This is a genomic window from Kitasatospora sp. NPDC059722 (genome assembly GCF_042733235.1).
Lineage (GTDB): Bacteria > Actinomycetota > Actinomycetes > Streptomycetales > Streptomycetaceae > Kitasatospora.
Genome location: NZ_JBHWGD010000108.1, coordinates 8,842 through 22,011, shown reverse-complemented (window position 1 = coordinate 22,011; position 13,170 = coordinate 8,842). Strand labels below are relative to the sequence as shown.

The window sequence follows — 13,170 nt, the reverse complement described above, 5'->3', positions numbered from 1 at the left end:
GCGGGCGCGGCTCCCCCCCCGGCGGCGGGGCCCCCGGGGCGGGCGCTCAGCGGCCCGTCACCCCCGCGGGCCCCCCCCCACACCCCGGGGGCCCCCCTTCGGCGTTGAGTCCCTAGGCCGAGGCCGGCGGGTACAGCTGCGGCGGGATCCGCTCGGCGGCGGCCCGGTCCAGCAGCCACAGCGTGCGGCCGCGGCCGTACGCGCCGGAGGCGGGCGCCTGGATCTCGCCCGGGCCGGACAGGGCCAGCGCGACCGCGCCCGCCTTGTCCTCGCCGGCCGCCAGCAGCCAGACCTCGCGGGCCGCCCGGATCGCCGGGAGGGTGAGCGAGATCCGGGTCGGCGGGGGCTTGGGGGCCCCGCGCACGCCGACCACCGTCAGCTCGGTCTCCCGCACGCCCGGGTGCTCCGGGAACAGCGACGCGACGTGGGTGTCCGGGCCGACGCCCAGCAGCAGCACGTCGAAGGCCGGCACGCCGGTCCGGTCGCCCGGTCCGGCCGCCTTCGCCAGCTCCTGCGCGTAGCGGGCGGCGGCGGCCTCGACGTCCGAGCCGTCCACGCCGTCCGAGGCGGGCATCTCGTGCACCCGCGCCGGGTCGAGCGGGACGGCGTCGAGCAGCTCGGCGCGGGCCTGGACGGCGTTGCGGTCCGGGTCCGCGGCGGGCACGAAGCGCTCGTCGCCCCACCAGAGGTCCAGCCGCGCCCAGTCGACCGCGTCGCGCGCCGGGGAGGCGGCGATCGCGGCCAGCAGGGCGTTGCCGTTGCGGCCGCCGGTGAGCACCACCGAGGCGGTGCCGCGGGCGGCCTGGGCGTCCACGATCCGGGTGATGAGCCGGGCCGCGGCCGCCTGGGCCATCAGCTCCTTGTCGCGGTGGACGACGAGCTGCGGGGTGGCGTTGGTCATGCGCTGTCCCCGGCGGCCTGCTCGCCGGCCGGCTCGTCGGCCTTCTCCGCGGCCTTCCTGGCGGCCTTCTTCGCCGCGGGCTTCTTCTCCGCGGCGGCGGCCGTCACCCGGTCGGGGTTGGCCACCGGCACGTCGGAGACCGCCTGGGCGAGCCGCCCGGCGGCCACCGTCTCGGCGTTGGCGGGCTCGTGGAGGCGGTCCACGGGCGTGCGCACGGCCGTCGAGTAGATGTCGTCCGGGTCGAGCCGGCGCAGCTCCTCGGCGATCAGCTCCGAGGTCTCGCGCCGCTTGAGCGCCACCTGGCGGTCCGGCGAGCCGGGCATCGACAGGGTGCCCATCAGGCCGTCCGGGCGGTCCAGGGTGATGTCCCCGTCCTTGGTGCGCAGGTGCACCGCGGTGATGCCGGGGCCGCCGGTGACGACGCGCTCGACCGGGACGTGCAGGCGGTTGTGCAGCCACAGGCCGAGCAGCTCGACGCTGGGGTTGTACGACTCGCCCTCCACCACGGCGGAGACGATCTGCGACGGGCGCTGGTCGAGCGCCGCGGCGAGCATCGAGCGCCAGCCGGTGATCCGGGTCCAGGCCAGGTCGGTGTCGCCCGGGGTGTAGCTCTGGGCCCGCTGGGCGAGCTGGCCGACCGGGGACTCGGCGGTGACCGCGTCGGTGATCCGGCGCTGGGCGATCGAGCCGAGCGGGTCCTGCGCCGGGTGGAGCGGCGCGTTGTCCGGCCACCAGACGACGACCGGGGCGTCCGGCAGCAGCAGCGGCAGGACGACGGACTGAGCGTGCGCGGCGAGTTCGCCGTGCATGCGCAGGATGACCGTCTCGCCGGAGCCGGCGTCCGAGCCGACCAGGATCTCGGCGTCCAGGCGGGTCTCGGCGCGGGCCCGGGGCGAGCGCCCGGCGCGCTTGATCACCGCGAGGGTGCGCGAGGGGTGCTCGCGGGAGGCGTCGTTGGCGGCCTTGAGGGCGTCGTAGGCGCTGCCCTCGTCGGTCACGATCACCAGGGTGAGCACCATGCCGGCGGCGGTGCTGCCACCGGCCCGGCGCGCCTCCATGAGGGCGGCGTTGATCTTGCTCGACGTCGTGTTGGTGAGGTCGATCTTCATGGCCGGCGCCAGCTCCTGCCGTCTCGTGCGAGCATCTCGTCCGCCTCGACGGGGCCCCAGGTCCCCGCCGCGTACTGGGCGGGCTTGCCGTGGGTGTCCCAGTACCTCTCGATCGGGTCGAGGATCTGCCAGGAGAGCTCGACCTCCTGGTGGCGCGGGAACAGGTTGGCGTCGCCGAGCAGCACGTCGAGGATGAGCCGCTCGTAGGCCTCGGGGCTGGACTCGGTGAAGGACTCGCCGTAGGCGAAGTCCATCGTGACGTCGCGGACCTCGAAGGAGGTGCCCGGGACCTTGGAGCCGAACCGCACCGTCACGCCCTCGTCCGGCTGGACCCGGATGACCAGGGCGTTCTGCCCGAGCTCCTCGGTCGCGTAGGAGTCGAACGGCAGGTACGGGGCGCGCTGGAAGACGACCGCGATCTCGGTGACGCGGCGGCCGAGGCGCTTGCCGGTGCGCAGGTAGAACGGGACGCCCGCCCAGCGGCGGTTGTTGATCTCCAGCTTGATGGCCGCGTAGGTGTCGGTCTTGGAGTCCGGGTCGATGCCGTCCTCGTCGAGGTACCCGACGACCTCCTCGCCGCCCTGCCAGCCGGCCGCGTACTGGCCGCGCACGGTGTGCCGGCCGAGGTCGGCCGGGAGCTTGACGGCGCTGAGCACCTTCAGCTTCTCGGCGACCAGCGCCTTGGGGTGGAAGGAGGCGGGCTCCTCGATGGCGGTGAGCGCCATCAGCTGGAGCAGGTGGTTCTGGATGACGTCGCGGGCGGAGCCGATGCCGTCGTAGTAGCCGGCGCGGCCGCCGATGCCGATGTCCTCGGCCATCGTGATCTGCACGTGGTCGACGTAGGACCGGTTCCAGATCGGCTCGAACATCTGGTTCGCGAAGCGCAGCGCCAGGATGTTCTGGACCGTCTCCTTGCCCAGGTAGTGGTCGATCCGGAAGACCTCGTCGCGCGGGAAGACCTCGTGGACGACCTTGTTGAGCTCCTGCGCGCTCTCCAGGTCGTGGCCGAAGGGCTTCTCGATGACGGCGCGGCGCCAGGAGCCCTGCGGAGGGTCGGCCAGGCCGTGCTTCTTGAGCTGCTGGACGACGGTCGGGAAGAACTTCGGCGGGACGGACAGGTAGAAGGCGAAGTTGCCGCCGGTGCCCTGGGCCTTGTCGAGCTCCTCGATGGTCGCCCGGAGCTTGTCGAAGGCGTCGTCGTCGTCGAAGGTGCCCTGGACGAAGCGCATGCCCTTGGCGAGCTGCTGCCAGACCTCCTCCCGGAACGGGGTCCGGGCGTGGTCCTTGACCGCGTCGTGGACCTCCTTGGCGAAGTCCTCGTCCTCCCACTCGCGGCGGGCGAAGCCGACGAGCGAGAAGCCCGGCGGCAGCAGTCCGCGGTTGGCGAGGTCGTAGATCGCCGGCATCAGCTTCTTGCGGGACAGGTCGCCGGTGACCCCGAAGATGACCAGGCCCGACGGCCCCGCGATGCGCGGGAGCCGTCGGTCTGCGGGGTCACGAAGCGGGTTGACGGGAGTGGCCGGGAGATCGTCCGCGTCCGACACCGGTGTCAACTCGGGGAAATCAGTGCTCACTTGATGGGCTCCGCTTTCGTGCGCTGGCGGTGAGCAGGGGTCACTTCTCGTCGGCGAAGGACGCGAGCGAGGCGGTGACGGTGTCGAGCAGCTCGGTCCAGGACTGCTCGAACTTCTCGACGCCCTCGTCCTCCAGCACCTGGACCACGTCGTCGTAGTCCACGCCGGCGGCCGCGATGGCGTCCAGGACGGCCTTGGCGTCGGCGTAGTTGGGGACGATGGTGTTGCCGGTGACCACGCCGTGGTCGGCGGTGGCGTCCAGGGTGGCCTCGGGCATCGTGTTCACGGTGCCGGGGGCGACCAGCTCGGTGACGTACAGGGTGTCCGGCAGGGCCGGGTCCTTGACGCCGGTGGAGGCCCAGAGCGGGCGCTGCGGCTTGGCGCCGGCGGCCTCCAGGGCCTTCCAGCGGGCGCTGCCGGCGGTCTGGCCGTCGACGCTGCCGAAGACGTCCTCGTAGGCCTGGTAGGCGAGGCGGGCGTTGGCCAGGGCGGCCTTGGAGCGCAGGTTCTTGGCGTCGCCGCCGATCTTGTCCAGGCGCTTGTCGATCTCGGTGTCCACGCGGGAGACGAAGAAGGAGGCGACGGACTCGATCTGGGAGAGGTCCAGGCCCTTGGCCTTGGCGGACTCCAGGCCGGTCAGGTAGGCGTCCATGACGGCCTTGTAGCGGTCCAGCGAGAAGATCAGCGTGACGTTGACGCTGATGCCCTTGCCGATGACCTCGGCGATGGCGGGCAGGCCGGCCTTGGTGGCGGGGATCTTGATGAAGACGTTCGGGCGGTCGACCAGCCACCACAGCTGCTTGGCCTCGGCGACGGTGGGGGCGGTCTCGTGCGCCAGGCGCGGGTCGACCTCGATGGAGACGCGGCCGTCGCGGCCGTTGGAGGCGTCGTAGACCGGGCGCAGCACGTCGGCGGCGTCGCGCACGTCCGAGGTGGTGATCATGCGGATCGCCTCGTCGGTGGTGACCTTGCGGACGGCGAGGTCGCGCAGCTGGCCGTCGTAGGAGCTGTCGCCGCTGCCGGCGATGGCCTTCTGGAAGATGGTCGGGTTGGTGGTGACGCCCACCACGTGCTTGTTCTGCACCAGCTCGGCCAGGTTGCCGGAGTTCAGCCGCTTGCGGCTGAGGTCGTCCAGCCAGATCGCCACGCCTTCGTCGCTGAGGCGCTTGAGTGCGTCGGTCATGGTGCTCAGTCCTTCTTCTTCTGTCTTCGTGGGGTCGTCAGAGGGGCGGGGGGGGCCCCCGGGGGGGGGGGCGCGGGCGCGGCGGGGGGGGGGCGGCGGGGCGGGGGGGGGGGGCCGGGCGGGGGGGGGGGGGGGCCCCCCCCCCGCCCCGAGGGGCTAGCGGTTGACGGCTTCGAGGGAGCGCAGGGCGTTGTGGGCCTCGGCCACCACGCGCTCGGCGGTCAGGCCGAACTCCTCGAACAGCACCTGGTAGTCCGCGGAGGCGCCGAAGTGGTCCAGCGAAACGATCCGGCCGTGGTCGCCGACCAGCTCGCGCCAGCCCTGGGCGATGCCGGCCTCGACCGAGACGCGGGCCTTGACCGACGGCGGCAGCACGCTGTCGCGGTAGGCCTGGTCCTGCTCCTGGAACCACTCGAAGGACGGCAGCGAGACGACGCGGGTGGCGATGCCCTCGGCCTCCAGGACCTCGCGGGCCTTGACGGCCAGCTGGACCTCGGAGCCGGTGCCCAGGAGGATCACCTGCGGGTCGCCGTTGCCGGCCTCGGCCAGGATGTAGCCGCCCTTCGCGGTGCCCTCGGCGGAGCCGAAGACCTCGCGGTCGAAGGTCGGGACGTTCTGGCGGGTGAGCGCCAGGCCGACCGGGCCGGGGTGGCTGGTCTGCCGCTCGATGACGGTGCGCCAGGCGACGGCGGTCTCGTTGGCGTCGGCCGGGCGGACCATGGACAGGCCCGGGATGGCGCGCAGCGAGGCCAGGTGCTCGACCGGCTGGTGGGTCGGGCCGTCCTCGCCGAGGCCGATGGAGTCGTGCGTCCAGACGTAGGTGACCGGCAGCTTCATGAGCGCGGCCAGGCGGACGGCCGGGCGCATGTAGTCCGCGAAGACCAGGAAGGTGCCGCCGTACACGCGGGTCCTGCCGTGCAGGGCGATGCCGTTCATGGTCGAGCCCATGGCGTGCTCGCGGATGCCGAAGTGGATCGTCCGGCCGTACGGGCTCGCCGACTTCAGCGGGTTGCCCTCGGGGAGGAAGGAGCTCTCCTCGTCGATGGTGGTGAGGTTGGACTCCGCGAGGTCGGCCGAGCCGCCCCACAGCTCCGGGACCACCGCGCCGATCGCCTTGAGGGTCTCGCCGGAGGCCTTGCGGGTGGCGACGTCCTTCCCGGCCGGGAAGGCCGGGACGGTCTTCTTCCAGCCCTCGGGCAGCTCGCCGGCCTGGATGCGGTCGAACTCGCCGGCCCGGTGCGGGTTGGCGGCGCGCCAGGCCTCGAAGGAGCCCTGCCACGCGTCGCGGGCGGCCTTGCCGCGCTTGATCACCAGGCGGGCGTGCTCGATGACCTTGTCGGAGACCTCGAAGGTCTTCTCCGGGTCGAAGCCCAGGACCTTCTTGGTGGCGGCGATCTCGGCGGCGCCGAGGGCGGAGCCGTGGGCCTTGGCGGTGTTCTGGGCGTCCGGGGCCGGCCAGGCGATGATCGTGCGCATAGCGATCATCGACGGGCGGGCGGTCTCGGCCTTGGCGGCGGCCAGCGCGTCGGCGAGGGCGGCGACGTCGATGTCGCCGTTCGCCTTCGGGGTGACCCGCTGGACGTGCCAGCCGTACGCCTCGTAGCGCTTGAGGACGTCCTCGGAGAAGGCCGTCTCGGTGTCGCCCTCGATGGAGATGTGGTTGTCGTCGTACAGGGCGACGAGGTTGCCCAGCTGCTGGTGCCCGGCCAGCGAGGAGGCCTCGGCCGAGATGCCCTCCTCCAGGTCGCCGTCCGAGACGATGGCCCAGATCGTGTGGTCGAACGGGGACTCGCCGGCCGGGGCGTCCGGGTCGAAGAGGCCGCGCTCGTAGCGGGCGGCCATCGCCATGCCGACCGCGTTGGCGATGCCCTGGCCGAGCGGACCGGTCGTGGTCTCGACGCCGGCGGTGTGGCCGTGCTCGGGGTGACCGGGGGTGCGGCTGCCCGCGACGCGGAAGGCCTTGAGGTCGTCCAGCTCCAGGCCGTAGCCCGAGAGGTAGAGCTGGGTGTAGAGGGTCAGGCTGGTGTGCCCGGGGGAGAGGACGAATCGGTCGCGCCCCACCCAGGAGGGGTCGGTGGGGTCGTGCCGCAGGAAACGCTGGAAGATCAGGTACGCCGCCGGGGCCAGCGACATGGCCGTCCCGGGGTGTCCGTTGCCGACCTTCTGGACGGCGTCCATGGCCAGGACCCGGGCCGTGTCAACCGTGCGCTCATCCAGTTCGGACCACTCGAATGTGTTCGTCGGCGTCGTGCTCACCCTGTCTCAGGGCTCCTTCCGTTGTGAAGAGTGACCCCGTGAAGGGGACCCGGTCGGCCACGGCGCTGTGGTCCCGACGCTGGTGGTGCCGGTCACGGAGGGTAGATCCCGCTTCTGTGTGCGAGCCTACCGTCCGGCCCGGGGCTCACCCTGCGTGCTGGGACAACCGGAATTCGGGTATGGCGATTCCCACGATGCCGCTCTGGGGCGTTTTGTCCCAGGCTCTCCTGTTTTGGCGGGCCCTGCCCCTCCGATGAGCAGGACGGGGGAGGCGGGACCGAGTGGTCGGAGTTCGTGGGTTCACCCAGGGGTGTGCGTTCCGCCCCGCCGGGGGACCCCGGAGCCGGTGGGGAGATATGGAGCGTCTAAGGTGGCGTGGTACGCGCAGAGCGGACGATTCGGGACCTTCGTTTCCTTCGACGCCTGCGAGGATTCATCTTCAGTTGGGGTGTTAGTGACCGCCGTCGAAACCCGTCCCGCCGGGGTCACCGGGGCGACTCCTGCGCACCGGCCCATCGGGGCCCGTGTCGGCGCGTTCGTCGCACTGACCAAGCCGCGGATCATCGAACTGCTGCTGATGAGCACGGTTCCGGTGATGTTCCTGGCCCAGCAGGGCGTCCCGAACATGCTGCTGGTGCTGAAGGTCGTGGTCGGCGGCTACCTCTCGGCGGGCGGCGCCAACGCCCTCAACATGTACATCGACCGCGACATCGACGCGGTGATGTCGCGCACCGAGCGGCGCCCGATCGTCACCGGCATGGTGTCGCCGCGCGAGGCGCTGGTGTTCGGCATCGTCCTCGCGGTCGTCTCGACGCTGCTGCTCGGTTTCGGCGTCAACTGGCTGTCCTCCGGACTCGCGCTCGGCGCCCTGCTGTTCTACGTCTTCGTCTACACGCTGGGCCTCAAGCGGCGCACCTCGCAGAACATCGTGTGGGGCGGCATCGCGGGCTGCATGCCGGTGCTCGTCGGCTGGTCCTCCGTCACCAACTCCCTGTCCTGGGCGGCGGTCATCCTCTTCCTGGTGGTGTTCTTCTGGACGCCGCCGCACACCTGGGTGCTGTCGATGAAGGTGCGCGACGACTACCTGCGCGCCGGCGTGCCGATGCTGCCGGTGGTCAAGGGCAACGTGGCGGTGGGCAAGCAGGTCGTCGCCTACTCCTGGGTCATGGTGGCCGTCTCGCTGGCGCTGTGGCCGCTGGGGCACATGAGCTGGCTGTACCCGGTCGCCGCGGTGGTGCTCGGCGCGGCCTGGCTGCGCGAGGCGCACGCGCTGTACGCGCGGGCCAAGGCCGGGGTCGTCGGCGCGAAGCTGAAGGAGATGCGGCTGTTCCACTGGTCGATCACCTACCTGTCGCTGCTGTTCGTGGTCTGCGCGATCGACCCGTTCGTGAAGTAGGCGCGGCAGTACGGAAGAAGAGCCCCGGTCCGGGTGGACCGGGGCTCTTCCGCGTTCACCGGCCTCGTTCGCCGGCCCTCATCGGGCCGGGAGTCCGGACGGGCCGACGTGGCCGTCCAGCCAGTCCTTGAGCGGCTGGGAGGCCCGCAGGAAGGCGGCGATCCGGGTGTGCGCGGTGCGGGTGCCCAGCCACTTCGCGGGCGGCCACTCCTGCCAGGCCACGAGGCCCTTGTGGCGCAGCAGCTCGATCCTGGGGTGGTCCTTGGGGTAGCCGCGCGGGGCGGACTTCAGGCTGTCGCGGCCGAAGACCTGCGGGCCGTCCTTCTCCACCCGGGCGATCACCCGCTCCAGTTCGGCCCCGGAGACGTCCTCGGCGACGGCCGCGCGGTAGCGCTCCAGCTGGTCCGCGGCGAGCTGGTACATGCCGTTGCCGCAGGCCAGGCCGTCGGCGGAGAGCTGGACGTAGCCGCCCGCCTCCAGGTGGGCGCCGATGTGCGTCTTGTACGGGGACTTGTCGGCGCTGAAGCGGACGTCGCGGTTGGGGCGGAAGATCTTCCCTGGCCCGAACTCCGGTTCAAGCTCGGCCAGCAGCTCCTCCATGGGGGCGCGCACGGCCTCGTCGTAGCGGTCCTTGTGGGCCTGCCAGAAGGTCTTCGAGTTGTCGGCCTCCAGGTGCTCGTAGAATTCGAGCGCCTCGGCAGGCCAGCCGGAGAAGGTCACACGGCCAGTATGGATCGAGCGGGGGCAGTATGTGGCCAGGTGCACAGGGTGCTCCCGTCGCCAGCGCCGCTACCGGTGGGTAGCATGCGGGCATGAGCGCAGAGACCACCCCCGCCGCGTCGGACGCCCGCACCGAGCGCCGCGCCAAGCGCATCGCCAAGAACCTGACCAGCTTCGCCGCGCAGCACGGCGGCAGCGCCGACGCGGTCGTCGAGTACGTCGGCGCCGTGGCCACCCGGATCGTCGTGGTCGGCGCGGACGGTGCCTGGGGCGACCAGGTGGCCCCGAGCTACGCCGTCGGCCGCCGGGCCGCCGAGCTGGCCGGGCTGACCCTGCACGACGACTTCGAGGGCGAGCTGGCCCTCAAGGTGAAGACCGGCCCGTACGAATGGAAGCGGATGGCCGGCATCCAGCTCGGCGGCTGACCGCCCGGCCCCCGTACGGCGAACGGCCCGGCTCCCTTTGCGGGGGAGCCGGGCCGTCGTGCGTGCCGCAGGGGTCAGACCGAGGCGGTCTGCGGGGTCTGCGCGGGCAGCTGTCCGGGGGCTTCCCCGTCCGCGCGGGTACGCAGGGCGAGGGGGACGCGCAGGGCGGCGATCCAGGTCAGCGTGGCCAGGAACATGTGCAGGCCGACCATGAGCTCGGGAGCGTCGGTGAAGTACTGGACGAAGCCGAGCACGCCCTGGAGCAGGAGCACGGCGAGGAGTTCCTTGGCCCGGGCGCGGGCGGGCTGCGGGGCCTTGACCGCCGCGAAGACGAAGATCACGGCAATCGCCAGGCCGACCGAGACGAACGCGAAGTCGGCGTGGAACTGCGCGAGGCGGTCGTAGTCGATCGGGATGCGCGGCACGATCTTGTTGTCCTGCGGCGTGCCGGGGTGGTGGCCGGCGCCGGTGACCAGGGTGCCGGCGGCGACGAGCGTTCCGATCGCGGCGACCAGCACGTAGGAGAGCCGGTGGATCGGGCCGGCCACCGCGAGCTTCGCCGGGCCGTCGCCCTCCTTGCTGCGCTCCCACATCAGCAGCGCGACCCACACCAGGGCCATCGCGGCGATCATGTGCAGCGCGACGGTGTACGGGTTGAGGCCGGTCAGCACGGTGATGCCGCCGAGGACGGCGTTGCTCATCACCAGCCAGAACTGCGCCCAGCCCAGCTTCGTCAGGCTGCGGCGCCAGGGGCGGTGGCAGCGCGCGGCCAGGATCGCCCAGCCGACCGCGGCGCTCAGCACGTAGGTGAGCATTCGGTTGGTGAACTCGACGATGCCGTGGAAGCCCATCTCGGCGGTGGGCGTCAGGCTCTCGTCGGTGCAGCGGGGCCAGGTGGTACAGCCGAGGCCGGAGGCGGTGAGGCGGACGGCGCCGCCGGTGACGACGATCACCACGCTCATCACCAGCGCGGCGAACGCGGCGCGCCGGACCATCGCGGCGGACGGCTGCCAGCGGTCGGCGAGCAGGGAGAAGGGGTTCAGCACGCGGTCAATCGTAGGGGGCCTTACAGCCGATCTTGGGGCGGGGCATGGGTCAGCGCAAAAGCGGATCTTACGGTCAAGGCGGTCAATGGTCTTGACCATTCACCCGTTCGGCCGAAAGAGTGCGGATTGGTCCAGACCTTTTTCGGGCCCCCTCCACTCCTCCCGCACGTAAGCGGAGCTCTGCACATGCGCATATCCACGTCCGCCGCCGCGCTCGCGGTCGGCGGCTCGCTCGCACTGGCCGGCCTCGTCGCGCCGGCCGCCCAGGCCGTCGGCGCCGACCAGGAGTGCCGCGGCCTCGGGGTCGCCGGCCTCTACGGCGAGTTCGTCGAGGGCGACGACACCCACACCCCGGACGCCGAGGGCGCGGTCGCGGTGGGCGGCAACGCCGACTTCCGCGGCGGGTTCTCGGTCGGCCAGGAGCTCACCGCCGAGCAGGTCGCCGCCCTGCCGGGCGGCAACGCCCTCGTGGTGGCCGGCGATCTGACCGGTACCAACACCCAGGTGATGAAGGGCAACGGCGTCTACGGCGGCACGCTGACCGGGGTGCTGGAGGCTCACCAGGGCAAGGTCGGCCGGGGTGCCTCCCCGATCGACTTCAAGGCCGAGTTCGCCAAGCTGCGCGCCGCCTCCGCCGCGCTGGCCGCCGTGCCGCAGACCGCCGGGGCCACCGTCCAGGCCGACGGCGGCAGGCTGACGCTGACCGGCGGGGACGCGAAGTACAACGGCTTCACCGTCGACGCCGCGAAGCTCCAGGGCGCGAAGGACGTCTTCGTCCGGGTGCCGGCCGGCTCGGTGACCGTCGTCACCGTGACCGGCTCGTCGTACGACATGGCGGCGGCCGGGACCACCGGCTTCCAGCTGTGGGACGAGGCCAAGGCGGCCTACGTCCTGGACGACAAGCTCCAGAGCGCGGCCGGCGGTGCCGTCCGGGCCGGGCTGCTCTGGAACTTCCCGTCCGCGACCAAGGTGGTCAAGAGCAGCAAGGCCGCCTGGGCCGGTACGGTGCTCGCCCCGAACGCCGCCTTCGACCTCGGCAGCGGCGGCCCGGTCAACGGCTCGGTGATCGCCGCCTCGCTGACCGGCAAGGGCGGCGCCGAGACGCACCACTACCCCTTCACCGGCTGCCTGCCGGCCGTCCTCCCGACGCCGTCCGCGACCCCGACCGGGACGCCGGTGGTGCCGACCGGCACGCCGTCGACGCCGGGCGCCACCGCGCAGCCGTCCGGAACGCCGTCCGGAACGCCGTCCGGGACGCCGTCGGGACCGGCGGGCGGGAAGCCGAGCGGGGGCGCGTCGCCGAGTGCGTCCGCCTCGCCGTCCACCAGTGCGCCGGCGGCCTCCGCGCCGGCGAGCCCCTCGGCGTCGGCGAACACCGGAGGCGGGCTCGCGCACACCGGTTCCGGGCCCGTCCTGCCGCTGGCGATCGGCGGCGCCGTGGTGCTCGCGGCCGGCGGTGGAATCGTCGTGGCGACGCGTCGTCGGGCGGCGAAGAAGGCCTGACCGTTCGTCGGCTGATCGAAGCCGCACCCCCGGTGATTGAACCTGATCACCGGGGGCTGCGTTTTTTCAGTCAGGTGACGAAGTCCATTCGGGTTCGCCGATTCCGCGTTATGCGTGGTGGCGCCTGTGGTGGGCTGGTCATGCACATCCATCGTGAGACCGACAGACGAAATCCGGTCGTACGGCGGGGTGTGGCGAGGTGCGGGAGTGCCGGTAGAGTCCCCCGGACAGCCGTAGCGGGCCACCGCGAAGCACTCAACACGCCTGCTGCACAAGACCGTTCGGAGGGGAACAGGGCAATGGCACGACAGCAGCGGCACTTCGGGATCGGAGCGGCGGCACTCGCCGGTACGGTGGCGGCCGGAATCCTCCTGCCCCTGAGCCTGGCCTGGCCGGCTTCGGCCCACGTGCCGGCGTGGAAGGTGGACTGCGACAAGATCGTGATCGATCTGGTCAAGTACAGCGAGAAGGACACCGTGACGAACAACGTCACGCTCACCATCGACGGTGAGAAGGTGCTGGACAAGAAGTTCGGCAAGGAGTTCCACGGCACCTTCCCGGTGAAGGACCACTCCGCGCCGATCAAGGCGACCTTCGTGGTGACCACCACGGAGACCCCGGCCGAGCCCGGTTGGAACATCGACGAGTCGGAGACGATCCAGCCCTGCCACACGCCGACGCCGACCCCCACGCCCACCCCCACGCCCACCAAGACGCCCACCCCCACGCCGACCCCGACGACGACGCCGACCACCCCGCCGACGCCGGTCCCCAGCGTGACGCCGACCCCGAGCACCACCCCGCCGGGCACCGCGGCCCCGTCGGTGACTCCGCCCGCGAGCAAGACCCCGGCCCCGGCGCCGAGCACCGGCGGTCCGGCCCTCGCCGAGACCGGTGGCAGCTCGGCCACCCCCGTCATCGCGGCGGCCGGCGCCGGGGTGCTGCTGCTCGGCGGCGCGATCGTGCTGTTCGCCCGCAAGCGCCGTGGCGGCAGCCAGAGCTGACGGTCCACCGGTAGTACGCACGGCGCCCCCCGGCCTCAAGTGGCCGGGGGGCG

The 13,170-nt window shown here is 72.2% G+C and carries 11 protein-coding genes; 4 read left to right on the top strand and 7 right to left on the bottom strand.

Going from position 1 to position 13,170, the window contains the following annotated elements; genetic code table 11:
- Positions 1-112: 112 nt before the first annotated feature.
- From pgl to tkt, 5 genes are all read right to left on the bottom strand, one after another.
- Positions 113-901: a 6-phosphogluconolactonase gene (gene pgl / locus ACFV4F_RS37525; protein ID WP_380444449.1), complete on the bottom strand. Its 789-nt coding sequence runs from the start codon at positions 899-901 to the stop codon at positions 113-115.
- Entirely contained in the window at positions 898-2,010 is a 1,113-nt protein-coding gene (opcA, locus tag ACFV4F_RS37520) for a glucose-6-phosphate dehydrogenase assembly protein OpcA (RefSeq protein ID WP_380444450.1), read from the bottom strand. The genes pgl and opcA overlap by 4 nt, the downstream gene beginning before the upstream one ends.
- On the bottom strand, positions 2,007-3,554 hold the full coding sequence (gene zwf, locus ACFV4F_RS37515; RefSeq protein ID WP_380444480.1) for a glucose-6-phosphate dehydrogenase: 1,548 nt from the start codon (positions 3,552-3,554) through the stop codon (positions 2,007-2,009). Before zwf ends, opcA begins: the two co-directional genes overlap by 4 nt.
- Positions 3,555-3,624: 70 nt before the next feature.
- Complete coding sequence (gene tal / locus ACFV4F_RS37510) at positions 3,625-4,767, bottom strand: transaldolase (RefSeq protein ID WP_380444452.1); 1,143 nt, start codon at positions 4,765-4,767, stop codon at positions 3,625-3,627.
- Positions 4,768-4,923: 156 nt separating this feature from the next.
- Positions 4,924-7,023 carry a transketolase gene (tkt, locus tag ACFV4F_RS37505; protein ID WP_380509537.1) on the bottom strand — a complete coding sequence of 700 codons (2,100 nt, stop codon included), beginning with the start codon at positions 7,021-7,023 and terminating at the stop codon, positions 4,924-4,926.
- Between the two features lie 448 nt (positions 7,024-7,471).
- Here tkt and ACFV4F_RS37500 point away from each other — a divergent pair, with 448 nt between their 5' ends.
- Entirely contained in the window at positions 7,472-8,419 is a 948-nt protein-coding gene (locus ACFV4F_RS37500) for a heme o synthase (RefSeq protein WP_380444454.1), read from the top strand.
- A gap of 78 nt (positions 8,420-8,497) precedes the next feature.
- On the opposite strand, the gene ACFV4F_RS37495 is transcribed toward ACFV4F_RS37500, so the two are convergent.
- Positions 8,498-9,139, bottom strand: a complete 642-nt coding sequence (locus ACFV4F_RS37495) for a DUF2461 domain-containing protein (RefSeq protein ID WP_380444455.1) — start codon at positions 9,137-9,139, stop codon at positions 8,498-8,500.
- A 92-nt stretch (positions 9,140-9,231) separates the two neighbouring features.
- On the opposite strand from ACFV4F_RS37495, the gene ACFV4F_RS37490 reads away from it, so the two are divergent.
- Positions 9,232-9,564, top strand: a complete 333-nt coding sequence (locus ACFV4F_RS37490) for a hypothetical protein (RefSeq protein ID WP_380444457.1) — start codon at positions 9,232-9,234, stop codon at positions 9,562-9,564.
- A 74-nt stretch (positions 9,565-9,638) separates the two neighbouring features.
- Here ACFV4F_RS37490 and ACFV4F_RS37485 read toward each other — a convergent pair whose 3' ends face one another.
- On the bottom strand, positions 9,639-10,619 hold the full coding sequence (locus ACFV4F_RS37485) for a heme A synthase (RefSeq protein ID WP_380444481.1): 981 nt from the start codon (positions 10,617-10,619) through the stop codon (positions 9,639-9,641).
- Positions 10,620-10,796: 177 nt separating this feature from the next.
- Here ACFV4F_RS37485 and ACFV4F_RS37480 point away from each other — a divergent pair, with 177 nt between their 5' ends.
- Positions 10,797-12,113, top strand: coding sequence for a choice-of-anchor A family protein (locus tag ACFV4F_RS37480; protein WP_380509535.1), 1,317 nt, complete (start codon positions 10,797-10,799; stop codon positions 12,111-12,113).
- 299 nt (positions 12,114-12,412) lie between these two features.
- Positions 12,413-13,117 carry an LAETG motif-containing sortase-dependent surface protein gene (locus ACFV4F_RS37475; protein ID WP_380509533.1) on the top strand — a complete coding sequence of 235 codons (705 nt, stop codon included), beginning with the start codon at positions 12,413-12,415 and terminating at the stop codon, positions 13,115-13,117.
- Positions 13,118-13,170 lie beyond the last annotated feature (53 nt).